Consider the following 22,664-nt stretch of genomic DNA (forward strand, 5'->3'; position numbering starts at 1 on the left):
TCAGTCTGCCCGCCCGACGGGAGCCTGTGGCGCCGTGATGGGCCCGGAGGGCGGATGGTCCGCCCGAGAGCCTTCCGCTGGTCACGGGCACAGGTCTAGCGTCTCGGCATGAGCCTCCGCGGATTCGCCACCCTGAACTTCTACGCCGACGACGTCCCGGCCGCCGTCGCCTGGTACACCGAGCTGCTCGGGATCGAGCCGTACTTCGAGCGTCAGGGCCCCGACGGCGCGACGGCGTACGTCGAGTTCAGGGTCGGCGACCTCGAGGCGGAGCTCGGGATCATCTCGAGCGCCTGGCGTCGGCCCGACGCCTCGAGCACTCCCGGGGGCGCCGTCATGCACTGGGCGGTGGACGACCTCGAGGCCACGGTCGCGCGGCTGCTCGAGCTGGGCGCCACCGAGTGGGAGCCGATCACGCCCCGCGGCGAGGGGTTCGTCACCGCCTCGGTGCTCGATCCGTTCGGGAACGTGCTCGGGGTGATGACGAACCCGCACTACCTGGAGAAGCTCCCGGCGGAGTGAGGTCGCGGACTCGGTCGGTGCGGAGGGCCACCTAGGCTCGACGCGCGGGACGCCACCCGCGCCCACGACCTCGGAGGCACGATGACGGTACTGCTCAAGGCGGTCACGCCCGCCCGCGGAACGGCCTGGCTGAGCCAGGGGCTCGGCTGGATCTCGGGCTACGTCGTGAGGGGCGGCGACGTCGCGGCCGCACGCACGCCGTCGGCGCTGCACGCCGAGCTCGGGCTCGGCTACCCGGGGTCACCGCACCCCGCCGGCGCCGCACACCTCGACACGCTGCGGCTGCCCGGCGCGACCCACCTCGCGGTCGCGGCGCCCGGGACCAGCGACGTCGTTCCGCCGTTCCGCGACCACTCACCGATGAGCGGTCACGGGTTCGTCGAGAGCGCCGCGAACGTCGTCCCCTACTGGTGGATCGCGCCGAGCGCGCTGCCCGCGGGGACGGAGCTGTGGCGGACCCACGCCGACGGGCGGGACAAGCTGCTGGCGCGCTACCCGCACGTCGCCGCGGGCTGGGAGTCCGCCCAGCCCGGCGTGACGTATCCGCGCGTTCCGCCGCGGCACCCGGAGCTGGTGGGGATCTGGGCAGAGATCGCCGGCGAGCGGCTGCTGGCCGACGTGCTTCCCGACGGCACCGTGATCGTCTGCTCCCCGGTGCCGCGCGACGGCATGGAGCAGTCCGCCCGCGGCATCTGGTGGCGCCGCGCCGAGCTGGGCGAGCTCGACGACCTGTCCGTCGTTCGCGTCCTGGGCACCTGGCGGGGTCGGCCCGTGCAGCTCGTGGGCCTCGAGCGCGGCCCGTCCGGTGACCGCGCGCACGTCGTCGACCTCGGGCACGACGCCCTGGAGGCGGAGGCACTGGGCCTGACGAAGACGGACGCCGGTGTCTACGAGGCCGTCGTCCCCGTGGCCGAGCTGGCGGGTCTGAGCGAGGAGCGCCGGTCCGTCGTGGGCGGTCGCTCGGCGGACGGAGGCCGTCCGCCGGCCGAACCCGATCCGGTCCAGGCGGCGTGGCAGGACTTCGAGGTCCGGCTGGCGTCCGCGCTGACGGACGTCACCGACCGGGCGATCCTCATCATCTCCTCGCGCAAGGAGCCGGCGCGGTACGTGCAGTTCGCCGGCGGACCCGACCGCCTCGACGCGGAGGCGCCGGGCGTCGACGTCGTCGCGGACGCGGCCGAGGACGTGCTGCTCGCGGCCGGCTGGGCGCGGCCGGACCGGTGGCAGCCGAACTGGTCCAGTCCCCTCGAGCACCCGGCCCCCGAGGCGGCCCGCGTCGACCTCGCGCGCCGGTGCGTGGCGGCGCTGCGCGATGCCTACCGGGTGACGAACCCGGGCGAGCTGGGCTACACCGCCTGGCGGGAACCCGCGGGCGGGGACCCGGGTGAGGCGGCTCTCGAGGTGTCGGCGCTCGGGCTGCCGCGCAGCTGAACGCCCTCGCACGCCTCAGGTCCGCCGGTTCACCACCACGAACGTGATGGCGACGGTCACCAGCAGCGCGAACGGCAGGGCCGAGACGATCGTGGCGGCATCGACGCCGAAGGAGACCGCGAGCGAGCCTGCTGCCGCGAACGCCAGGGCGGCCACGCCCGTGACGGCGGCGGTGCGCGTGAAGACCGCGCTGTCCCGCTCGTCGGGGGTGCCACCGAGCACCCGGGTGGCGGTGCCGGCGCGGTCGGCCCGCCGTCGCGACCACCACGTGGCCGCGAGCCCGGCCGCCACCACGAGTCCGCCGCCGGTCAGCACGCCGGCGGCGGTGTCGCCGTCGCCGTTCGCCAGCAGCGGGGCGGCGACGGCGATCAGCACGACGACGGCCAGCCCGGTCCAGACGAGCTGCCGGCGCAGGCCCGTCCGGTCGGCGGTGCGGGTGCGGGAGGTGTCACTCGGCATCGAAGATCTCCTCGATCGGGGCCCCGAAGTAGCGGGCGATGGTGAAGGCCAGGGGCAGCGACGGGTCGTACCTGCCGGTCTCGAGCGAGTTCACCGTCTGGCGCGAGACCCCGAGGGCAGCGCCGAGGGCGGCCTGGCTGAGCCCGGCCGCCTCCCGTCGTTCGCGGACGTCGTTCCTCACGCGGCGTTCGCCCCCGCGGGGGTGGTGGTCGACGCGGGAGCCGCGTCCGCCGTCGTCGAGCGGTGGGCGGGTGCCTTGATCATCAGGGCGCGGAGGTCGACGAGCACGTGGATGATCATGCCGGGAATCACGCTGCCCGTGGCGAGGTACAGGGCGCCGAAGGTAAAGCCCATCGCGCCGGTGCCGAGCACGCCCCACACCCCCTGGTACCAGTGCGCGGCGCCGAAGATCACCGCGGCGGCGACGAGCACCTGGAGGCGGGAGGCGCTCGGGGCGACGGCGACGACGGCGAGGATCACCACGGCGCGGTAGGTGACCTCCTCGGTGACGCCGGCCATGACGGACAGGCCCGCCCAGCCGCGACGGCCGCGGGACGTGGACGGGAGCATCGGGGAGACCGCCCGCTGGCCCGGCAGGACGGGTGCGCTGCTGCGGCGCGAGATGATCGCGAGCCCGACGCCGACCAGGGCGAGCCCGACCACGGCGCCCGTGACGAGTCCCGCGATGCTGGAGGAGTCCTCGACGGTGAGGTAGCCGCTCAGGTCGGGCAGTCGGAGGCCGAGCGAGGCGGGGCTGACGCCCGCGATCAGCACGACGCCGAGGATCGCCGCCGACTGCAGCCAGCCGCTGCGGGTCCAGCGGCGGTAGAGGGAGAGTCGGACGCCCTCCGCCTGCTCGGCGGTGTCGGCCTGGGCCACGCCGGCTAGCAGCGAACGGTGGTCGCGGCGGCCGAGAACGGCGTCGGCGACGACCATCCCGACGACGATGACGACGAGGAGCACCACCAGGAGCACGTGGTGGTCGAGGCTGCGGAGCTGGTCCAGCGTGGTCATGACGTCTCCCCTTCGTCGATGTCAAGGTGCCTTGACATGACAAGGGTGCTTGACTTCCTCGGTCGTGTCAAGGGTGCTTGACACCATCGAAGTCGTCGGACGACGGACGAACGGGCGGGGCGGCCGCAGCCACCCCGCCCGTTCGGCGGTCGTTCGTCAGACGAGCAGCGTGCTACTGCTGCGTCGTGTCCTCGCGCGAGTCGACCTCGCCACCCTCGTCGTCGGCGTTGCCGCCGGTGGACGGGCCGGACGTGCGACGACGGGTGCGCGGGCTCGGCTTGGGGGCCGCGCCGGACTCGTCGGTGTCGCCGGCGTTCTGACCCTCGGCGTTCACGGGCTTCTCGGACTCGTCGTCGGACGCGGCCTCCTCGAGGGCGGCCTCGGCCTCCTCGACGACGGCGGTGCCGGCGACGTCCTCGTCCGAGTCGGCGACGGCCTCGACGAGCGCCTCGACGACCTCCTCGTCGGAGGCGTCCGGAGCGGAGGCGACCGCGGCGGCGGGCGACGCGTCGCCGTCGCTCTCGACGTCCTCCCAGTACTCCTCGGCCCACGGGTCGTCCAGCGGCTGCGTCCGGCGCCACACGAGGTAGCCGGCCGCAGCAGCGGCGGCACCGGCGGCGATCCACCCGAGCGTCTTGCCGACGCCCGAGGACTTCGGGGCGACGCTGGGCACGGAGTCCGCAACCTTCGCCGCGACCTTGTCGGTGGCGTGGACGAGCTTGTTTGCGGCGGAGTCGACACCCTTCGAGGCAGCCTCGCCGGCGGACTCGCTGGCCTCGGCGGCCGCACGAGCGGCGTCCTGCATGGCCGAGACGACGCGCGGGATGATGATGTCGACAAGCGCGTCGTGCGCCGAGTCGGTGGCGGACTTGGCCTTGACGGCGGCGACGTCGGTGAGGTCGGACGCCTTGCCTGCGAGCTCCTCGACCTTGGGCCCGGCGGCCTTCACACCGGCCTTCCACGCCTGTTCGATCTTGGGCGAGGCCCAGTCGACGGCGGCCTCGACGTGCGGGGTCGCCCACTCCTTGCCGTGCTCGGCGAGGGCCCTGGCCTGCTTTCCTGCCTCGACGACCTGCTCGCGGATCTCGTCAGGCTCGATGTTGACCTTGCGTCCCATGGATGCTCCCTCGCGTGCCCGGGCGGCGCGTGCCCCGGATCGGTTGCCGTTCGTTCTATGGTGCCACCCTCAGCGGCCGAGTGCAGCAAGCCATGTCCCCCGGTGTGTGACGGATCGGTGGGAGAATGGCTGCATGAACGCTGTCATCCACACGTCCGTCGGCGACATCACCGTCGAGCTGTTCCCCAACCACGCCCCCAAGACCGTGGCCAACTTCGTCGGCCTGGCCGACGGTTCCCAGGAGTGGACCGACCCGGCAACGGGCCAGAAGGCCGACCGTCCGCTCTACGACGGCACGATCTTCCACCGCGTCATCCCGAACTTCATGATCCAGGGCGGCGACCCCCTCGGCAGCGGACGCGGTGGCCCCGGCTACCAGTTCGACGACGAGATCCACCCCGAGCTCACCTTCCGCGACACGTACCTGCTCGCGATGGCGAACGCCGGCAAGATCGCGGGCCGCGGCACCAACGGCTCGCAGTTCTTCATCACGACGGTGGCGACGACCCACCTCCAGGGCAAGCACACGATCTTCGGCAAGGTCGCGGACGACGCGAGCCGCGCCGTCGTCGACACGATCTCCGCCGCCCGCACCCGTCCGGGTGACCGTCCGGTCGAGGACATCACCATCACGAGCATCGACATCACCGAGTAGCACGACGGCGACGCCGACGTCCGCCCCGACCCTCCCCTCGCGAGAACCGAAGGACACAGCTGCGTCATGAGCGGATTCGGCGGCTACGGCCCCAGCCCCCAGCCCGGCCAGGAACCTGATCCCGGCGGGGCTGGGGGCGGTGCTGTTCCCGGGGGCGGTGGGTACGGAGCCCCGGGTTCGTACGGGGCCTCCGGGTACGGCGCCTCCGGGTACGGCGGTCCGACGGGCCAGCCCGGACCTGCAGGCGGACCGCCGGTGTGTCCGCGGCACCCGGACCGCGTCTCCTACGTCTCCTGCCAGCGCTGCCGCCGGCCGGTGTGCCACGAGTGCCAGCGCCCCGCGACGGTCGGCGTGCACTGCGTCGACTGCGCCCGCACGGCCGCGCGCTCACGCCCCACGGTCCGCACCGTCACCGGTGGCGTCGACCGCGGCGGCCCGCCCGTCATCACGTACACGATCATGGCGATCTGCGTGGCGATCGAGCTGCTGCGCTACCTGGCGCCGCCCCTGTACGGACAGATCTTCAGCGAGCTCGTCTTCTGGCCAGCCTATGGCGCTGCCGAGCCGTACCGCTTCCTGACCTCCACGCTCCTGCACGGCGGGATCTGGCACCTGGCGTTCAACATGTACGCGCTGTACCTGGTGGGGGGCCAGCTCGAGCGGATGCTCGGACGCAGCCGCTACCTCGCCCTCTACCTGCTGGCCGCGGTCGGCGGCTCCGTGGCCTACCTCCTGATCGCCGGCGTCGACGCCGTCGGGGCGGTCGGGGCGTCGGGCGGCGTGTTCGGCCTGTTCGGGGCGTTCGCCGTGCTGATGCGGAAGTTCGGCGGCGACACCCGGCAGATCCTCGTCATCATCGGGATCAACGCCGTGCTCGGCTTCGTCATCGGCGGGATCGCCTGGCAGGCGCACCTCGGCGGCCTGGTCGTCGGCGCCGCGCTTGCGGCCCTGTACGCCTACGCCCCGCGCGAGCGGGAGTGGCTGCAGTGGGTGGGCAGCGGCGCCGTGCTCGTCCTGCTGGCCGGCGTCAGCGCAGCCGTGCTGGCCTGACGGCCCTCTCATCCGCCGCGAATGACACGGGTGTGACTCCGTCCCCAGGGTTGTCCACACCTGGGGACAGATGTGCGCAGCGTGCGGCCTGACCTGCGTCGAGATCGAATGACAACCGTGTAGTTCTCCACAGGGATACCCACACCTGGGGACAACTGGGCGTCCCGATGTGGACGACGCGCACCGTCGGCGGCCTCGCCATCCACACCCCGTCCACAGCCCGGGACGGGCCGGACGGCGGGACGGGCGCCGCGCCGTCGTCCTCATCGCGTGTGCCCGGGAACGACGACGGGCCGGCGCCCCAGCAGGAGCACCGGCCCGTCGCAGCCGTCGAGGTCGCGGCCGGAGCCGCGGAGCGTGGGGCTCAGCGCCACCGCATCGTCATGCCGAAGCCGACGAGGATGAAACCGAAGCCGACGGCGAGGTTCCAGCTGCCCAGCGGCGGGATCGGAAAGCGGCCCTGGCTGATGTAGGTCACGACGACCCAGACCAGTCCGAGGACGAGCAGACCCACGAACGTCGGCACGAACCAGGGAGGGTTCGGAGCGTCCTCGCGGGGGACGGCGGGCGTGGTGGGCTGGGCGGCCGGCTTCTTGCGGGACCGGGACTCGGGCACGACTACTCCTCGATCGGCGTGAATGCAACGATCCAGACTATCCGGCGGCGCACGTAAACTCGGTCACGTCACGCGGGAGGGAGGCAGAGTGGGTCGTTCTACGTCCGAGGACCCCTCCGGGGGGCACCCGATCCCGTCACGGCACCTCGCGCTGCGCCTCGCCGCCCGGCCCCGTCCCGCCGCCGGGCGCTCACCCGGCCCTCGGTCGCCGTCGCCGTCGTGGCCTTCACCGCCGGGATCCTCTTCGCGATGAGCGCCACGCTGTTCGCGGGCCTCGACGACGGTCGCCCCCGTGACCTGCGCTCGCTCGTCCGCGAGGAGAGCGAACGCCTCACCGAGCGCAACGAGGCGGTGGCCGAGCTCCGCGCGGAGGTCGTGACGCTCGAGGAGAGCTTCGACGTCGTCGTGGACGAGCCGGATCCGGCCGTGCTGCTCGCCGTCGGCCAGGAGCCGGTGCGCGGCGGGGGGATCAGCGTGTCGCTGTCGGACGCGCCGTCGACCTCGTCCTCCGACAACCTCGACGACCTCGTCGTCCACCAGCAGGACCTGCAGTCGGTCATCAACGCGATGTGGCTCGGCGGCGCCGACGCCGTCTCGGTCCAGGGTCAGCGGATCGTGGCGACCAGCGCGGTGCGCTGCGTGGGCAACGTGCTGCTGCTGCACGGCCGCACCTACTCCCCGCCGTACGTCATCGAGGCGATCGGCGACCCCGAGTCGCTGGTCGACGCCGTCGAGAGTGATCCCGGGGTCCAGCTGTACCTGCGGTACGTCGACGCGTACGGCCTCGGCTGGTCGCTGGCCGAGGAGGACGAGCTCGACCTGCCCGCGTACACCGGGACGCGTACGCTCACGTACGCCACCCCTGTGAAGGAGAACGATGACTACCGCTGAGACGATGCTGCCCGTGCGGCACCAGCGCCGACGACGCCGCGGCGGCGTCGGGTCGATGATCCTGGGTGTCGTCGGCGAGCTCCTCATCACGGCCGGGCTGCTGCTCGGCCTGTTCGTCGCCTGGCAGCTGTGGTGGACCGACGTCGAGGCCGGCCAGCTCCAGAACCAGCTCTCCGAGACGCTCGACACCGAGCTGCCCACCTCGCCCGACGTCGTGGCCGACCCCCAGGTCGAGGCCCCGCCGGTGGCGCTCGCGCCGCTGGACGCGACGACGTTCGGCCGGCTCTGGGTGCCGCGCTGGGACAACGGCGACAACCCGTACAACAAGACGATCTCCCAGGGCACCGACCGCGCCACGGTGCTCGACGTGCTCGGCATCGGGCACTACGAGGACACGGCCATGCCGGGCGAGATCGGCAACTTCGCGCTCGCGGGTCACCGGCAGAGCCACGGCAAGCCGTTCTACGACGTCACGTCCCTGCAGATCGGCGACGACCTCGTCGTCGAGACGGCGGAGGCCTGGTACGTCTACAAGGTCACCACCACCGACATCGTGGCGCCGACGCAGGTCGACGTGATCGCGCCGAACCCCACGGACCCGGCCACGCAGCCGACCGTCGCCAGCATCACTCTGACCACCTGTCACCCGCTGTTCTCCACGAGGGAGCGCTTCATCGTGCACGGCGAGCTGTCCAGCTGGGTCCCGCGTGACGCGGGCCGTCCCGCCGAGCTCGGAACGGGGGTCTGACGTGTACGGAGCGATCTGGCGAATCCTTCCCGGGCCGGCCTGGGTGAAGGCGATCCTCGCGCTGATCCTGATCCTCGCCGTCGTGGCCGCGCTGTTCCTGTGGGTCTTCCCGGCGGTGGCGCCGCTGCTGCCGTTCGACCAGCAGACGGTGGAGACGCCGTGACGACGGCGCTCGCGCGTGCGCCGCGCATCCTCGTCGTCGACAACTACGACAGCTTCGTCTACACGATCGTCGGCTACCTGCAGCAGCTCGGGGCCGAGACGACGGTCCTGCGCAACGACGCCCTCGCCGGCACCCCCGACGAGCTCGCGGAGTTCGACGGCGTGCTCGTCTCGCCCGGTCCCGGCACCCCCGCGGAGGCGGGCGCGTCGCTCGACGTGATCGCCGCGTGCGCCGTCACCGGCACGCCGATGCTCGGCGTCTGCCTCGGGCACCAGGCGCTCGCGGAGGCGTTCGGTGGGGTCGTCACGCACGCCGAGGAGCTCATGCACGGCAAGACGTCCGCCGTCACGCACGACGACGCCGGGCTGTTCGCCGGGCTCGGCGCCCCGTTCACCGCGACCCGGTACCACTCGCTCGCCGTCGTGACCTCCACGGTGCCTGACGAGCTCGAGGTGACCGCGTGGACCGGGGGCGACGACACCCCCCGCATCGTCATGGGGCTCTCGCACCGCGAGCTGCCGCTGCACGGTGTCCAGTTCCACCCCGAGTCGGTGCTCACCGAGGGCGGTCACCGCCTGTTCGCGAACTGGCTCGCGGTGGTGGGCGACGACGGTGCCGTCGCGCGCAGCGAGGGCATGCGGCCGCTCGCGGCGCTGTAGCTCGGATCCTTCGGCCGGCCCGGGGGCTCGCGCCGGTTCGCGCGCTCGAGCGCCCGACGGCGACGGCGACGGCGTGGCCGCGCCCTTGTGGTCGCTGGGGCTTGACGACCGCGCCCTTGTGGTCGCTCTGACGCCCTCGTAGCGACCACAGGGGCGCGGTCGGCGCAGTCCCATGACCGGAAGGGCCTCGCGAGTGGACCCGAAGGGCCTCGCGAACGGCGGACGGCCCCGGGCTGGTGCCCGGGGCCGTCTGCTGCTCGTGGTGAGTCAGGCGTCAGTCGTCGTTGCCGCCGCCGCCGCCGCCACCGCCGCCGCCGCCGCCACCGGGCGGCGGGGTCGTCGGAGACGCCGTCTCGGTCGGCTCCGTGGCGATCCAGACGGTGATGCTCGAGCCGCGCTCGACCGTGCCCTTCGGGTCCCACTCGACGACGATGCCGGCGTCGACGTCACCGCTCGGCTGCATCATGAACGTCGGCGTCAGACCCGCCTCGGTGAGCGCCGTCTCCGCCTCGGCCTGGGTCAGACCCTCGAGGTCGGGGACCTCCGCCGTCGTCGGCTCGGCCGCGATCTGGACCGTGATGCGCGGCGCGAGGCGGTCCACCTCACCCTTCGGGTTCCAGTCGATGACCAGGCCGGGCTCGACGTCCGTCGACTCCGTGGGCACGAACTCGTAGGAGTTCAGCCCCGCCTCGACGAGGCGCTGCTCGGCGTCCACCTGCGAGAGGCCGGTGAGGTCGGGGACGTCGGCGAAGCCGGACGCCGTGACGAGCGTGAACTCGGCGTCGGGCGCCGCGTCGCTCCCGACCCCGGGCGTCACCTCGAAGATCTGGCCCTGGCTGTACTCCGCGGTGTTGCCCTCGCGGACCGTGAAGTTGCTGTCGAAGCCCGCCTGCCTGATCGCGTTCCGCGCCTGCTCCTCGGTCATGCCGATGACGTCAGGCACCTGCAGCGCGTCGGGTCCGCTCGAGATCGTCACGGTGACGGTCTGCCCCGGGGCGATCGACTGGCCGGCGGTCGGGTTGCTGCTGATCGCGAGACCGGCCTCGACGTCGACGCTCGCCGCCGTCGTGGACGCGAAGACGAGCTGCTCGGCCTCGATCAGGCGCTGGGCCTCGGCCTCGGTCTCGCCGACGACGTCGGGGACCTCGACGTTGACCGGGGTGGTCTCGCTCGGCGTCGGTTCCGGCTCGTTGCGGTTGTTGGTCACCGCGAACACGACGATCGCGCCGACGAGCAGGACGGCGAGGATCGAGAGCACCCAGATCCAGGCGCGCCCCTTCCTCTCCTCCTCGTCCTCCGGCGGCACGGGCGGGAGGTTGGTCGAGGTCGGTGCGGTCGGCGGTCCGCTCAGCACCTGGGTGGCGGCGTTGCGCGCGGCGGCCGACCCGGTCGCCGCGGCGGCCGCGTTGGCGGCGGCGATGACGCCGACGGCGGGCGCCCCGACGATCCCGCCGCGCTGGGCGGCCTCGAGGTCGGCGCGGAACTCCTCGGCGCTCTGGTAGCGGACGTTGCGGTCCTTCGCCAGCGCCTTGAGCGTGATGCGGTCGAGCTCGTTGGGCACGTCGGGCGCGAGCGAGCTCGGCGTCGGCGGCTCCTCCCGCACGTGCTGGTAGGCGACGGCGACGGGCGAGTCGCCCACGAACGGCGGCCGCCCGGTGAGCAGCTCGAACAGGAGCGCGCCCGTGGAGTAGACGTCGGAGCGCGCGTCGACGACCTCGCCGCGCGCCTGCTCCGGGGACAGGTACTGCGCGGTGCCGACCACGGCCTGCGTCTGCGTCATGGTGGCGGCCGAGTCGGCCATCGCCCGCGCGATGCCGAAGTCCATGACCTTGACGTCGCCCGCCGTCGTGATCATCACGTTGGCCGGCTTGATGTCGCGGTGCACGATGCCCGCGTGGTGGGAGTACTCCAGCGCCGAGAGCACGCCGGAGGTGATCTCCACGGCCTCGTCGATCGGGAGGGCGGCGCCGTCGCGGATCAGCTCGCGGACCGTGTGGCCCTCGACGTACTCCATGACGATGAACGGCAGGTGGTGCGGGACGCCGTCGCCACCGGTGTGCGTGTCCTCGCCCGTGTCGTAGACCGACACGATCGCGGGGTGGTTGAGCGCGGCCGCGGACTGCGCCTCGCGGCGGAAGCGGGCCTGGAACGTGGAGTCCTGCGCCAGGTCGGAGCGGAGGAGCTTGATGGCGACGCGACGGGAGAGCCGGTTGTCACGACCGATGTGCACCTCGGCCATGCCTCCGCGACCGATGAGCTCACCGACCTCGTACCGCCCGGCCAGAACCCGGGGAACCTGATCTACCACTGGAGAACCTCTCGACTCTTGAACGGGGCGAGTTCGCCCTGCTCGTACGCCACCCGCGCCGCGGGAGCTGTGACCGGACCGCTGGGGTCCGCGTGTTCGACGGCTGCGGCGGCGTGTGCTGCCGGTGAGCCCAGGTTAGCGACCGTGAGGATCGCGAGCGTGATCAGAGCCGCGAGGACCACGATCCCGACGGCGGCGATCACCTCCCGCGCCCGGCTCGGCCGACGTGCTCGGTTGCGTCGGGCACCCGGCTGGTGCGTGCCCGGGGGCCGCTCGCCGGGCGGCGTCGTGGAGCGCGGGCCGTCGGTGCGGCCCCGACGGGAGGTCGACGGCGAACCCTCGCCCGCCGTCGTCGTCCGCCCCTTGCGGGGGCTGCGCCACGCGCCGATCGCCCGCCGCGGGTCCCACGCCCCTGACTCGAGCTCGGCGAGCAGCGACCGGGCGCGCTCGGCCACGACGGCGGCCGAGGCGGGCCGGCGCTCGGGGTCCTTCTCGAGCATCGAGGTGACGAGCTCGCGCAGCGGCTCGTCGACGGTGCCCGGCAGCGGCGGCAGCTTCTCGGTGACGTGCGCGAACGCGATGTCGACCTGGGTCGCGCCGGTGAAGGGACGCCGGCCGGCCAACGCCTCGTAGGCGATGATCCCGAGCGCGTAGACGTCGCCGGCGCCGGTCGCGGGCTTGCCCATCGCCTGCTCGGGCGGCAGGTACTGCGCCGTCCCCATGACCATCCCGGCGTCGGTCATCGGCGCCTGGTTCTCGCCGATGGAGATGCCGAAGTCGGTCAGCTTGACCTTGCCGTCGGCCGTGAGGAGCAGGTTGCCGGGCTTGATGTCGCGGTGCACGACGCCCTGCGCGTGCGCGGCCGCCAGGGCGTCGGCCGTCTGCGCCAGGACGTCGAGGATCGTGCGCGGGGTGAGCGTGCGCTCGCGCCGCAGGACGGTCGCGAGCGTCTCGCCCTCGACGAGCTCCATCACGAGGTAGCCGAGCCCGCCGATCACGCCCGAGTCGTACGTGCGCGCGATGCCCGGGTGCTCCAGCCGCAGCGAGTTGCGGGCCTCGGCGGCGATCCGGTCGAGGAAGAGCTGCTCACCGGCGAACTCCGGCCGCATCACCTTGGCCGCGAATCGCTGTCCGCTGCCGATCTCGACGGCGGACCACACCTCTCCCATGCCACCGATGGCGATGCGTTCGGTGAGCTCGTACCGGCCGTCGAGCACGACTCCTGCGCGCGGCGTCATCGGAGCACCGCCTCGATGACGGCCTTCGCGATCGGCGCGGCGAGCTGCCCGCCCGAGAACTCGGCGTTGTTCGGGTCCGCGCCGTTGACCAGCACGACGGCGACGGCCACCTGCGGGTCCTCGGCCGGCGCGAACGAGGTGAACCACGCGTGCGGGTAGTCGCGGACCGTGCCCTCGTCGAACCCGGACTCGGCCGTGCCGGTCTTGCCCGCGACGTCGACGCCGTCGATCCGTGCGCGCGAGCCGGTGCCGTTCGCGACGACGTTGACCATCATCTCCGTCATCGTCCGGGCGACCTCGGGGGTCACGGGCTCGGAGAACAGGTCGGGGCTGGTCTCGGCGACGACGGACAGGTCCGCCGCCCGCTCGGTGGCCACGAGGTAGGGGGTCATCAGCTCGCCGTCGTTCGCGATCCCGGCCGCGACCATCGCCATCTGCATGGGGGTGGTGCGCACGTCGAGCTGGCCGATCGCCGTCTGGCCCAGCGCGGCCTCGCTCTCGATCTCACCGAGGCGGCTCGGTGTCACCGTGAGCGGCACCGACAGCTCGGCGCCCCAGCCGAAGGCCTCGGCCTGGTCGCGGATCGCCTGCTCGCCGAGCGTGATCGCCAGCTGCGAGAACGGGGTGTTGCAGGACTTCTGCAGGGCCAGCATGAGGGTGGCGGTCTCGCCGTCGTCGCAGCGCGCACCGCCCGGGTTGGAGATCGTCGCGTTCGAGCCGGGCAGCTCCAGGACGTCGAGGGCCGGGACGCGCGTCTCGGCGTCGTAGTCCCCGGTCGACAGCGCGGCGGCGAGGTCGATGAGCTTGAAGGTCGAGCCGGGGGCGTAGGTGTCGCCGGCGATCGCGCGGTTGACCAGGGGCCGGCCCGGGTCGTTGATCAGGGTCTGCCACGCCTCGTTGACCGCGGCCGTGTCGTGGCCCGCGAGCAGGTTCGGGTCGAAGCTCGGTGTGGAGACGAGCGCGAGGATGGCGCCGGTGCTCGGATCGAGCGCGACGACGGCGCCCTCGCGGCCGTCGAGGGCGTCCCACGCCGCCTGCTGCGCCTCGGGGTCGAGCGTCAGCTCCACGCTGCCGCCCTGGGGCTGACGGCCGGTGACGAGGGCGCCGAGCCGCTGCCGCCACAGCGACGGCGCCGTGCCGTTGAGGACCGTGTTCGCCGCCGTCTCGATCTGGGTCTGGCCGAAGACGATCGAGCTGTAGCCGGTGACCGGGGCGTAGAGCGGGCCGTTGGCGTACGTGCGCTGGAACGCGTACGGGGTGTCGACGGGCACGGACGTGGCGATCGGCGTACCGGCCACGACGATCGGACCGCGCTCGCGGCCCTGCTCGCGGTAGGTGGCGCGACGGTTGCGGTCGTCGGCGTTGAGGTCGCCTGCCTGGAAGACCTGGATCGACGTCAGCGCGACCATGAGGGTGACGAACATCGCCATCACGACGAGGCTGATGCGGCGCAGGGGCGTGTTCACGCGGGACCCACCCCCGGCGGGGGGTCGAGACGGCCGGTGGCGTCGTCGTCGTACGTCTGGCCGTCGTCGCGCTCGGAGGAGGCCGGCGCGGCCGGCTCCTCGCGGTCGGCGATCGAGGCCCGGACGGGGCCGGCGGACCCTCCGGCCGCGGCGACCGCGGGCGCGCGCGGGGCGGAGACGACGGCGATCGGGGTCGCCTCGACGTTGGCGCCGGGGCGACGGGCGCCGTCGGACAGCCGCAGCAGCAGCGCCAGGATGATCCAGTTCGCGAGCAGCGAGGAGCCACCGGCCGCAAGAAACGGCATCGTCAGGCCGGACAGCGGGATGACGCGCGTCGCGCCGCCGACGACGATGAAGCACTGCAGCGCCATCGTGAAGGACAGGCCGCAGGCGAGCAGCTTGCCGAAACCGTCGCGGATGCCGATCGCGGTGCGCAGCCCGCGCTGCACGAGCAGCACGTACATGAGGAGGACGGCGACGATGCCGGTCAGCCCGAGCTCTTCCGCCAGCGACGGCATGATCATGTCGGCGTTGGCCGAGTAGGTGAGCTGCGGGTAGCCCTCGCCCCAGCCGGTGCCGAACAGGCCGCCGTTGGCCATGCCGAACAGGCCCGAGACGATCTGACCCGAACCGCCGGGGTTGCGGTTGTAGATCTCGGGGTCGAGCGCGTGCAGCCAGACGTCGAACCGCGCCTGGACGTAGCCGACGTTCGCGGCGACCAGGGCGACACCGCCGAGGGTCAGCAGCAGGCCGATGATCACCCAGGACAGCCGCTCGGTGGCCACGTAGAGCATCGCGATGAACAGGCCGAACAGCAGGATCGAGGTGCCGAGCTCGCGCTGGGAGAGCAGCACGCCGACGCTCACGGCCCACGCCAGGATGATCGGGCCGAGGTCGCGCAGGCGCGGCAGCGCGACGCCGAGGACCTTCCTACCGGCGAGCGTGAGGGTGTCGCGGTGCGTCACGAGGTAGCCGGCGAAGAACACGGCGAAGCAGAGCTTGGCGAGCTCGGCCGGCTGCAGCGTCAGCGGTCCGACACGCACCCACAGCTGTGAGCCGTTGATGGTCATGCCGATCCCGGGCAGCATCGGCAGCAGGAGAAGCACGAGTCCGGCCACGAGGGCGGTCCAGGTGTAGCGGCGCAGCGTGCGGTGGTCGCGGAGCGCGACGAGCACCGTCAGCGCGGCCGCGGCGCCGACGGCGACCCACATCATCTGTCGCGACGGGTCGACGTCCCACGAGACGTCGCGCCCCTCGAGCGCGATGTGGACGCGCGCGATCATCGCCAGGCCGATGCCGTTGAGCGCGACCACGAGCGGGAGCATCACCTGGTCCGCGTACGGCGCGCGCCACCGGAGCACGAGGTGCACCGCCAGGGCGACGCCGCCGAGCAGGCCGGCGAACGCGAGGAGGTCCTCGGGCACGGCGCCGCGGGTCGCGAGCCCCACCTGCAGGTACGCGTACACCCCGATCCCGACGGCGGGGACCAGGAGGGCGAGCTCTCGCCAGCGGCTGCGGGACGGGGTGAGCGCCTCGATCGTGACCATCAGGGGGTCGCCGTCGTCCCGGTGGCCGGCGGGGTGGTCGACGGCGTCGTCGAGGTGGATGCCGGGTCGGTGGGCGACGTGGTGGGGGTGGCCGGGTCGGTCGGGTCGGTGGCGTCGGTCTCGTCGTCGGACGCGGCCGTGCTCTGGGCGCGCAGGCTCGTCACGAGCTCCTCGGCGTCCTGGAGCGACCCGCTCTCGGGCGTGATGTTCTGCGCCAGCCGGTCCTGGGCGAACGGGGGCAGGTCGTCCACGCGCAGGTCGGTCGTCTCCACGGCGGTGCTGAGGTGGAGCGGTCCGAGGTTCTGCGGGATGCCGCGGTAGATCGCCACGAACTCGCCGGAGGCGGCGACGTAGTGCTGGGTCTGGGTCCACCGGTAGCCCGAGACGCCGGCCGCGACGAGCGCGAGCAGCAGCGCGAGCACCGTGATGATCGCGCCCGTGCGGCGCTTCTTCCGCTTCGGGGCGGCAGCGTCGTCGCCGTCCTCCGCCTCGCCGTCACCGGCGGCCGAGGTGAGGGCCGCCGCGCGAGCCGCGGCCCCGGACCCGCCGCGCGTCGGCTTCTTCCAGTGGGCCGCGGCCGAGCCGACGACCTGCGGGGTCGTGTCGGGGGCGGCGCCGTCGGGCAGCGTGTCGAGCTCGACGACGTCGGCGATGACCGCCGTGATGTTGTCGGGACCCCCGGCGCGCAGGGCGAGGTCGACGAGCCGGTCGGCGCACTCGCCGGCGTCGGTGACGCTCGTGAGCGTCTCGACGATGGTGTCGTGGCTGACGAAGGAGGAGACGCCGTCGGAGCACAGCAGGAACCGCTCGCCGGCGTGCAGCTCGCGGACGGACTCGTCCAGGTCGACGCCGAGATCGTGGTCGCCGAGCACGCGCAGGATCACGGAGCGGTGCGGGTGGTTCTCCGCCTCCTCCGGGTCGAGCTGGCCCTGGTCGACGAGGTGCTGGACGTAGGTGTGGTCCGTCGTGAGGCGGCTGACCTGGCCGTCGCGCACCAGGTAGGCGCGCGAGTCGCCGATGTGGATCATCGCGAGCTTGCGGCCCGAGCGCAGGGCGGCGATGAGCGTCGTGCCCAGGCCGGCGAGGTCGGGGTTGTCCAGCGCGCGCGTGCGGAGCTCGGTGTGCGCCTCGACGACGGCGTCGCGCAGCAGGGTGAGCATGTCGCCCGCGTGGGACTCGCCGTCGAGCGGCGCGAGGTGCGCGATCGCGATCGAGGAGGCGATGTCGCCGCCGGCGGGGCCGCCCATGCCGTCGGCGAGGACGAGCAGGTGGGGCCCGGCGTAGCCCGAGTCCTGGTTGCTGCTGCGGATGAGGCCGACGTCGGAGCGCGCGGCGTAGCGGAAGGCGAGGGTCACGGGTCTACCTCCGCAGCTCGATGACGGTCTGGCCGATCTTCAGCTGGCGCCCCGGGTCCATCGGCTCGGGCTCACCGACGCGGTGGCCGTCGAGCGAGGAGCCGTTGGTGGAGCCGAGGTCCTCGACGAACCAGCGACCGTCGTGCGGGAAGATCCGCGCGTGCCGCCCGGAGGCGTAGTCGTCGTCGAGCACCAGGGTGCAGGACGGCGCGCGGCCGATGAGGACGGCGGAGGAGTGCAGGTTGAGCGTGGTCCCCGACAGCGGGCCGGCCAGCACGACGAGCGTGACGGGGGCCGAGCGGTGCTGGGCCGGGGAGTCCTCGGGGTCGTCCGGGGAGAGGTCGGAGCGCTTGCCGCCGAGGCGACGACGCGCGGTCGGGGTGCTGCGGGCGCCGACGCGGGTGCCGTAGATGTCGCGGCGCAGCGTGCGCAGGCACCACAGGACCATCAGCCAGAGCAGGACCAGGAAGGACAGCCGCAGGACCGTGAGGACGAGTTCGCTCACGCGTCGGCGCCCTCACCCGAGTAGTACAGGAGCCGCGTGCGGCCCATCGTGATGGTGTTGCCGTCCACGAGCGTGGCGGCGGTGATGCGGTTGCCCTCGACGAACGTGCCGTTCGTGGAGCCGAGGTCGGTGACGACGACGCCGCGGGGCGTGCGTCGGATCTCGAGGTGGCGGCGCGAGACGCCCGTGTCGTCGACGACGATGTCCGACTCCGTGCCGCGGCCCAGGACCGTGCTCTCGCTGGTGAGGAGGTAGCGCTTGCCGTCGATGTCGATGAGCGGGTGACGCGGCGGCTCGGGGACGGCGCCGGTCCAGGCGTGCGCGGCGGCCGGCTGGTTCGAGGCGGCGCCGGGCGTGCCGGGCGTGCCGGAGGCGGAGGGCGTGCCGGGCGCGGCGTCCGAGGTGCCGGCGGCGCGGACGGTGGAGGAGTGGACGCGGAACCGGCCGGTCTCCAGGTCGGGCTTGGCGGTGAACGTGACGGCGAGCGGGCCGACCAGGGAGAAGCCCTGCTCGCGGGCGTACTCGGCGGCCGAGGCGATGACCTCGTCGGCCAGGGCGTCCTCGCCCCACTCGACGATGCGCTCGTGGTCGCTCTCGCCGAGCTCGACGTCGAACGCGTTCGGCACGACGGTGCGGCCGCGCGAGAACGAGGCGGCGCGGTCGTCCATGTCCTTGCGGATGGCGCTCGCGATCTCGACGGGCTTGACCTCGGAGCGGAACGCCTTGGCGAAGGCAGAGCTCACCACGCGTTCGACGCCCTTCTCGAACCTGTCGAGAACGCCCATCGTGCACCTCCGGCGTTGCTTGGTCCCGGCTCCGGATGAGTCGAGGCGTGGTCGTGCGGGTCACTGCGGCTCGCGCCCGGTCGAGCTGGGTCGGGCTGAGGGTCGAGCTGGGTCGGGCGGGCGGGAGTCCGGAGCCTGGCGAGCTTGCGCTGCACGGCACGGATCCGCCGTCGTTCATCGTAACGGGGGCGGTGGGTTCGAGGGCGGCAACCCGGGGGCGGGGTGGGGGAACTCCCGTGGGGAGGGTGTGAAGGCGCGGGCCGTGCCGGGCCGCGCCGCGGGCGGCGGACGGTCGCCGTCGGACGGAACCGGTCGAGCGGCACTGGGAACCGCTGCAGCGGCACCCGGAACCGCTGCAGCGGAGATCGGGGTCCGGAAGCGGAGGTCGGCCGGCGTCGTCGCAGGTCAGGGGCCCGACCGGTGCGCGACGGCGGAGGGTTGCCGCTGGTGCGGTTCGGGGTGCCGCTGGAGTGGCGGCACGGGGGGCCGCGGCCGGCGGTGTCGTCCGCACCACGGGCGTGTTCGAGACGCCGATCGGAGGGTGGTAGTCTCGTCTGCGCTGATCCCGTGGGAAACCGCTGGTGGACGACGGGCAGGCACCACGCGCAAGTGGCGGAATAGGCAGACGCGCACGGTTCAGGTCCGTGTGTCCGAAAGGACGTGGGGGTTCAACTCCCCCCTTGCGCACGTCGTTCGAAGGCGGGATCCCGGTGAGTCGGGGTCCCGCCTTCGGCGTTTCTCGGGCGCTCCGCGGTCAGCGCGTCGCGATCTGGACGACTCCCTGCGCGATCACGAAGATCGCGATCGCGCCGCCGACGAGCAGCAGCGTCCAGGTCTGTCGGCTCTGCCGACGCTTCGTCTCGGTCTCGTGGGCGGCCTTCGCCGCCTCGGCGGCCACCTCCGGATCGACGTCGGACGACGTCGCGGCGGGCGCGTCGTCGTCGACCCACAGCTCCCAGCCCGCGGGCAGCGGCGGGAAGTCGGCGGGCGGGGTCCAGTCCGGCGTCGGGGTCCAGCCGCGCGGCGGCGTCGGCCAGCTGGGCGGCGGGTTGTAGCGAAGGGCCATGTCCAGCACCGTATCCCGGTCCGGCGACCACCCGATGGACGCGACCGCTCAGTCCCCGACCACGAACGCGTACCTGCCCTTGGTCTCGTCGGACGCGCCGTCGGTGAGGCCCAGGAACCAGCCCGCGTACTCCGACCAGGAGTGGCGCGCGAGGTAGGTGTTCTCGCGCTCGGCGTCGGGCTGCGCGTCACCCCAGTCGCTGTCGATCACGTAGCGCCCCGCGGCGATGAGCTCGCGGCAGTGCGCGACGGCGTCGTCGTTCACCTCGTACCTGGCCATGCCCGATGGTGCTCCCGGGCGGGGGTGGTTGGCCAGGGGCACGCCCGTTCAGTGCGGCCGGCGTGCCCAGGACTCGGCCGCCAGGGTGCGGAGCAGTCCGGCGTCGACGGCGTCGAGCTTCTTCACGTACAGGCAGGACCTGCCGAGGGTGTGGGGCCCGAGCTCCGCGAGGCGGGGGTCAGGGTCCTCGCCGTCGGTGAGGCCGTAGATCGTCAGGGCGGTGCTGCGCGGGGAAAAGCCCAGCCAGAACCAGTCGTTGGTGCCGCTGGAGGTCGTCACGGGGTAGGAGCCGAAGCCGACCATGGTCGGCCCCCACATCCGCGGCTCCTCGCCCGTGACCTCGCGCAGCAGGGCGAGCAGCGACCGGGCGTCGGCCCGGCGTCGGTCGTTGGGGACGGCGGCGACGAACGCGTCGACGTCGACGTCGGACGGCCGCGTCCTCGGGCCGCTCACCCCGCTCGCCCCGCGCCGCCGGACGGCGGCGCCTCGTCGGCCGTCGGGGTGAACGGCACCGACTCGCCGTCGGCGTCCAGGATGCTCTCCACCCGCTCGACCTTGGCGGTGAGCTGGCCGGTGTGCCCGGGGCGGATGTCGGCCTTCATCACGAGGCTCACCCGCGAGCCGTAGGCGGCGACGGCGTCGGTCGCGGCCTTGATGACGGCGAGGCACTCGTCCCACTCGCCCTCGAGCGTGGTGAACATCGACTCGAGGCGGTACGGAAGGCCGGAGGCCCGGACCACCCGGAGGGCGGCGGCGACCGCGGGCGCGACCGACCCGTCCTCGCCGTCGAGCGGCACCTCGCCTGAACCGGACGGGGCCACGGAGAACGCGATCAGCATGGCGCCCACGGTAGCCCCGACCACCGACACCGGTGGCGCCCGGGTGGGGGGCGCCGCTCCGTGCCGGCGGGGGAGACGACGCGGCCCCCGCATCGCTCGAGGAGCGCGGCGGGGGCCTTGTCCGTGCCTGCGCCGTGAGGGCGGCTGCGAGGCACGCCGTCGGTCACCGGCAGGGGGGCGTCACGGGACCGACGGTGCACCACCGGGCGGTCGGGGGACCGCCGTCGGTGGTACGTGGTTCAGTTTAGAACTACCGATCGGTCGGTGTGTTGTGGCGGTCCCGGTGTGAGGTCGGCGCGCGAGCCTCTCCGCGAAGGGTCGAACACCCGACCAGCCGCGCAACTCCGCGGAGTTCGCGACCGAACCCCGCGCTCGGGTGTGACCAGGACCTCACGCAACTTTGAGCAAAAGAGAGGACGTATGCGCCGCCCCGCCGCCACGACAGCCCCTGATGCACCGGTCAGACGCGGTAGCGCGCGGCCAGCTGCCCCGGCGTCATCCCGGTCGCGGCGCGGAGGTCGCGGGTGAAGTGGGCCTGGTCGGCGTACCCCAGCGAGGAGGCGACGTCCGCGAGCGACGGCGGAGCCTCGCCGTCCGGCGTCCCCGTCCGCGTCCCCGTCCCCGTCGCCCCGCCGCGCAGGACCCCGACCGCCTCGTGCAGCCGACGTCGCTGGATCAGCCACTTCGGCCCGAGCCCGATCCGCCGCTGGCAGAGCCGCTGCAACCCTCGCTCGGTGAGGTCGAACCGCTCGCGGATCTGCTCGACGCGCAGCACCTCGGGCGTCGTCTCGACCCACTCCACCAGCGCGTTGACCAGGCGCCCCTCCTCGTCCACGGGCAGCGCCGGGGCGAGCAGCTCGCGCGCGGCCTCCGCCGCCTCCCGGTGCACCGCCGGGTCGGTGGCGGCCGCGCCGGACGCACCCAGCAGCGCGCGCACCCGGGCGGTGAACACCGCCCCGCGGGAGCCGAGGATGTCGGCGAGCTCCGCCGTCGTGCCCCGCCACGCGTCCATCGGCGCGCCCGTGAGCAACGAGCCGGCCGCGGGCTGGAGCGCGAGGCCGAACGCCCAGCCGTCGCCGGTCAGCGTGGTGCGGGAGAGCCCGGGGTCGACGCCGTAGAAGCGGGCGTAGTGGGGCGCCACCACCACGAGGCAGACCGGGTAGCGCAGCACCTCCTGGACGCGCGCCTCGCCGTCGGGCACGGACCAGACCGGGATCCAGAACCAGCGCACGAGGTCCGCGAGGTCGGGCTGGGCGGGCAGACGCGCGATCGCGTGCGACGTGTCGGCGGGGTCGACGAGGTGCGCGCGGGCGATCGGGCTGTCGGGTTTCATCAAGACCATCGTGGCGCAGCGGTCCTAGCGTGGCGGCCATGGAGACCACCGAGACCGATGTGACCACCGCCTACGCCCAGGCCGACGAGCGGCTGCGTGCCGTGCTCGCCGAGGTGCCCGACTGGAGCGCAGCCTCGCCGTGCGAGGGCTGGGAGGCGCGCGACGTCGTCGCGCACCTCGTCGAGACCCAGCGCCAGTTCCTGGGCTCCCACCTGGACCTCGGGGACGACGGTGGGGTGGCCGACGGCGAGGGCGCGCCGCTCACCGACCCGGCCGCCGCGTGGGCGGCGCACGCCGACCGCGTGCGGGAGGCGCTCGCCGAGCCGTCCTTCGCCGCGACCACCTATGACGGGTTCTTCGGCCCGACGACGGTCGGCGAGACCCTGCTGACGTTCTACGTCTTCGACATGGTGGCGCACCGCTGGGACGTCGCGCGCGCGGCGGGGATCGAGGCGCCGTTCAGCGACGCCGAGCTCGACCTGCTCGAGCGGTCCACCGCCGTGATGGGGGAGAGCATCCGGATGGAGGGGATCTGCGGGCCGGCGGTGGAGGTGGCCGCGGGGGCCGACCGCGCGACGCGGGTCCTGGGGTACCTGGGGCGGCGGGCCTGACGGTCCG

The 22,664-nt window shown here is 73.3% G+C and carries 26 protein-coding genes and 1 tRNA gene; 10 read left to right on the plus strand and 17 right to left on the minus strand.

What is annotated here, in order from left to right; all coding sequences use genetic code 11:
• Window positions 1–108: 108 nt before the first annotated feature.
• A complete protein-coding gene (locus C8046_RS11275; RefSeq protein ID WP_109229517.1) occupies window positions 109–522 on the plus strand; it encodes a VOC family protein in 414 nt (137 codons plus the stop codon).
• 81 nt (window positions 523–603) lie between these two features.
• Entirely contained in the window at window positions 604–1,953 is a 1,350-nt protein-coding gene (locus tag C8046_RS11280) for a TY-Chap domain-containing protein (RefSeq protein ID WP_109229518.1), read from the plus strand.
• Window positions 1,954–1,968: 15 nt separating this feature from the next.
• Here the strand turns inward: C8046_RS11280 and C8046_RS11285 are convergent, their stop codons facing one another.
• From C8046_RS11285 to C8046_RS11300, 4 genes are all read right to left on the minus strand, one after another.
• Window positions 1,969–2,412, minus strand: a complete 444-nt coding sequence (locus C8046_RS11285; protein ID WP_109229519.1) for a hypothetical protein — start codon at window positions 2,410–2,412, stop codon at window positions 1,969–1,971.
• Window positions 2,402–2,593 (minus strand): helix-turn-helix transcriptional regulator, encoded by a 192-nt coding sequence (locus C8046_RS11290; protein ID WP_109229520.1) that lies wholly within the window; start codon window positions 2,591–2,593, stop codon window positions 2,402–2,404. Before C8046_RS11290 ends, C8046_RS11285 begins: the two co-directional genes overlap by 11 nt.
• A complete protein-coding gene (locus C8046_RS11295; protein ID WP_109229521.1) occupies window positions 2,590–3,426 on the minus strand; it encodes a CPBP family intramembrane glutamic endopeptidase in 837 nt (278 codons plus the stop codon). Before C8046_RS11295 ends, C8046_RS11290 begins: the two co-directional genes overlap by 4 nt.
• 172 nt (window positions 3,427–3,598) lie before the next feature.
• Window positions 3,599–4,543: a hypothetical protein gene (locus tag C8046_RS11300; RefSeq protein ID WP_109229522.1), complete on the minus strand. Its 945-nt coding sequence runs from the start codon at window positions 4,541–4,543 to the stop codon at window positions 3,599–3,601.
• 133 nt (window positions 4,544–4,676) lie between these two features.
• Here C8046_RS11300 and C8046_RS11305 point away from each other — a divergent pair, with 133 nt between their 5' ends.
• Together C8046_RS11305 and C8046_RS11310 are read left to right on the plus strand one after the other, a co-directional pair.
• Entirely contained in the window at window positions 4,677–5,198 is a 522-nt protein-coding gene (locus C8046_RS11305) for a peptidylprolyl isomerase (protein WP_109229523.1), read from the plus strand.
• A gap of 351 nt (window positions 5,199–5,549) precedes the next feature.
• Window positions 5,550–6,248 carry a rhomboid family intramembrane serine protease gene (locus C8046_RS11310; protein ID WP_328587594.1) on the plus strand — a complete coding sequence of 233 codons (699 nt, stop codon included), beginning with the start codon at window positions 5,550–5,552 and terminating at the stop codon, window positions 6,246–6,248.
• 364 nt (window positions 6,249–6,612) lie between these two features.
• Here the strand turns inward: C8046_RS11310 and C8046_RS11315 are convergent, their stop codons facing one another.
• On the minus strand, window positions 6,613–6,864 hold the full coding sequence (locus tag C8046_RS11315) for a cell division protein CrgA (RefSeq protein WP_109229525.1): 252 nt from the start codon (window positions 6,862–6,864) through the stop codon (window positions 6,613–6,615).
• 249 nt (window positions 6,865–7,113) lie between these two features.
• On the opposite strand from C8046_RS11315, the gene C8046_RS11320 reads away from it, so the two are divergent.
• From C8046_RS11320 to C8046_RS11330, 4 genes are read left to right on the plus strand one after another with little or no spacing between them, the layout of a single operon-like run.
• Window positions 7,114–7,755: a DUF881 domain-containing protein gene (locus tag C8046_RS11320; protein ID WP_109230905.1), complete on the plus strand. Its 642-nt coding sequence runs from the start codon at window positions 7,114–7,116 to the stop codon at window positions 7,753–7,755.
• Window positions 7,742–8,503, plus strand: a complete 762-nt coding sequence (locus tag C8046_RS11325; protein ID WP_109229526.1) for a class E sortase — start codon at window positions 7,742–7,744, stop codon at window positions 8,501–8,503. Before C8046_RS11320 ends, C8046_RS11325 begins: the two co-directional genes overlap by 14 nt.
• Before the next feature lies 1 nt (window position 8,504).
• Window positions 8,505–8,666, plus strand: coding sequence for a hypothetical protein (locus C8046_RS18785; RefSeq protein WP_199224451.1), 162 nt, complete (start codon window positions 8,505–8,507; stop codon window positions 8,664–8,666).
• Window positions 8,663–9,325 (plus strand): anthranilate synthase component II, encoded by a 663-nt coding sequence (locus C8046_RS11330; protein ID WP_109229527.1) that lies wholly within the window; start codon window positions 8,663–8,665, stop codon window positions 9,323–9,325. Before C8046_RS18785 ends, C8046_RS11330 begins: the two co-directional genes overlap by 4 nt.
• Window positions 9,326–9,599: 274 nt before the next feature.
• Here C8046_RS11330 and pknB read toward each other — a convergent pair whose 3' ends face one another.
• From pknB to C8046_RS11365, 7 genes are read right to left on the minus strand one after another with little or no spacing between them, the layout of a single operon-like run.
• Window positions 9,600–11,633: a Stk1 family PASTA domain-containing Ser/Thr kinase gene (gene pknB / locus C8046_RS11335; RefSeq protein ID WP_109229528.1), complete on the minus strand. Its 2,034-nt coding sequence runs from the start codon at window positions 11,631–11,633 to the stop codon at window positions 9,600–9,602.
• Entirely contained in the window at window positions 11,627–12,871 is a 1,245-nt protein-coding gene (locus C8046_RS11340) for a serine/threonine-protein kinase (protein ID WP_109229529.1), read from the minus strand. Before C8046_RS11340 ends, pknB begins: the two co-directional genes overlap by 7 nt.
• Complete coding sequence (locus C8046_RS11345; RefSeq protein ID WP_109229530.1) at window positions 12,868–14,337, minus strand: peptidoglycan D,D-transpeptidase FtsI family protein; 1,470 nt, start codon at window positions 14,335–14,337, stop codon at window positions 12,868–12,870. Before C8046_RS11345 ends, C8046_RS11340 begins: the two co-directional genes overlap by 4 nt.
• Complete coding sequence (locus tag C8046_RS11350; RefSeq protein ID WP_109229531.1) at window positions 14,334–15,884, minus strand: FtsW/RodA/SpoVE family cell cycle protein; 1,551 nt, start codon at window positions 15,882–15,884, stop codon at window positions 14,334–14,336. Before C8046_RS11350 ends, C8046_RS11345 begins: the two co-directional genes overlap by 4 nt.
• Entirely contained in the window at window positions 15,884–17,239 is a 1,356-nt protein-coding gene (locus tag C8046_RS11355; RefSeq protein ID WP_109229532.1) for a PP2C family protein-serine/threonine phosphatase, read from the minus strand. Before C8046_RS11355 ends, C8046_RS11350 begins: the two co-directional genes overlap by 1 nt.
• 4 nt (window positions 17,240–17,243) lie before the next feature.
• Window positions 17,244–17,744: an FHA domain-containing protein FhaB/FipA gene (locus C8046_RS11360; RefSeq protein ID WP_109229533.1), complete on the minus strand. Its 501-nt coding sequence runs from the start codon at window positions 17,742–17,744 to the stop codon at window positions 17,244–17,246.
• Entirely contained in the window at window positions 17,741–18,529 is a 789-nt protein-coding gene (locus C8046_RS11365; RefSeq protein ID WP_109229534.1) for an FhaA domain-containing protein, read from the minus strand. The genes C8046_RS11360 and C8046_RS11365 overlap by 4 nt, the downstream gene beginning before the upstream one ends.
• A gap of 603 nt (window positions 18,530–19,132) precedes the next feature.
• Between C8046_RS11365 and C8046_RS11370 the strand changes: the two genes are divergently transcribed.
• A tRNA-Leu gene (locus C8046_RS11370) sits at window positions 19,133–19,216 on the plus strand.
• 67 nt (window positions 19,217–19,283) lie between these two features.
• Here C8046_RS11370 and C8046_RS11375 read toward each other — a convergent pair.
• The 5 genes from C8046_RS11375 to C8046_RS11395 all read right to left on the minus strand — a co-directional run bounded on the left by C8046_RS11375 (window position 19,284) and on the right by C8046_RS11395 (window position 22,046).
• A complete protein-coding gene (locus tag C8046_RS11375) occupies window positions 19,284–19,595 on the minus strand; it encodes a hypothetical protein (RefSeq protein WP_146197134.1) in 312 nt (103 codons plus the stop codon).
• 48 nt (window positions 19,596–19,643) lie between these two features.
• Window positions 19,644–19,874: a hypothetical protein gene (locus C8046_RS11380; RefSeq protein ID WP_109229536.1), complete on the minus strand. Its 231-nt coding sequence runs from the start codon at window positions 19,872–19,874 to the stop codon at window positions 19,644–19,646.
• A 48-nt stretch (window positions 19,875–19,922) separates the two neighbouring features.
• Window positions 19,923–20,327: a DUF1801 domain-containing protein gene (locus C8046_RS11385; protein ID WP_109229537.1), complete on the minus strand. Its 405-nt coding sequence runs from the start codon at window positions 20,325–20,327 to the stop codon at window positions 19,923–19,925.
• Window positions 20,324–20,713, minus strand: coding sequence for a thiamine-binding protein (locus C8046_RS11390; protein WP_109230906.1), 390 nt, complete (start codon window positions 20,711–20,713; stop codon window positions 20,324–20,326). The genes C8046_RS11385 and C8046_RS11390 overlap by 4 nt, the downstream gene beginning before the upstream one ends.
• Before the next feature lie 460 nt (window positions 20,714–21,173).
• Complete coding sequence (locus C8046_RS11395) at window positions 21,174–22,046, minus strand: helix-turn-helix domain-containing protein (RefSeq protein WP_109229538.1); 873 nt, start codon at window positions 22,044–22,046, stop codon at window positions 21,174–21,176.
• A 38-nt stretch (window positions 22,047–22,084) separates the two neighbouring features.
• Between C8046_RS11395 and C8046_RS11400 the strand changes: the two genes are divergently transcribed.
• Window positions 22,085–22,657, plus strand: coding sequence for a TIGR03086 family metal-binding protein (locus C8046_RS11400; protein WP_109229539.1), 573 nt, complete (start codon window positions 22,085–22,087; stop codon window positions 22,655–22,657).
• Window positions 22,658–22,664 lie beyond the last annotated feature (7 nt).

The sequence above is a fragment of the Serinibacter arcticus genome (genome assembly GCF_003121705.1).
In the GTDB taxonomy this organism is placed as follows: domain Bacteria; phylum Actinomycetota; class Actinomycetes; order Actinomycetales; family Beutenbergiaceae; genus Litorihabitans.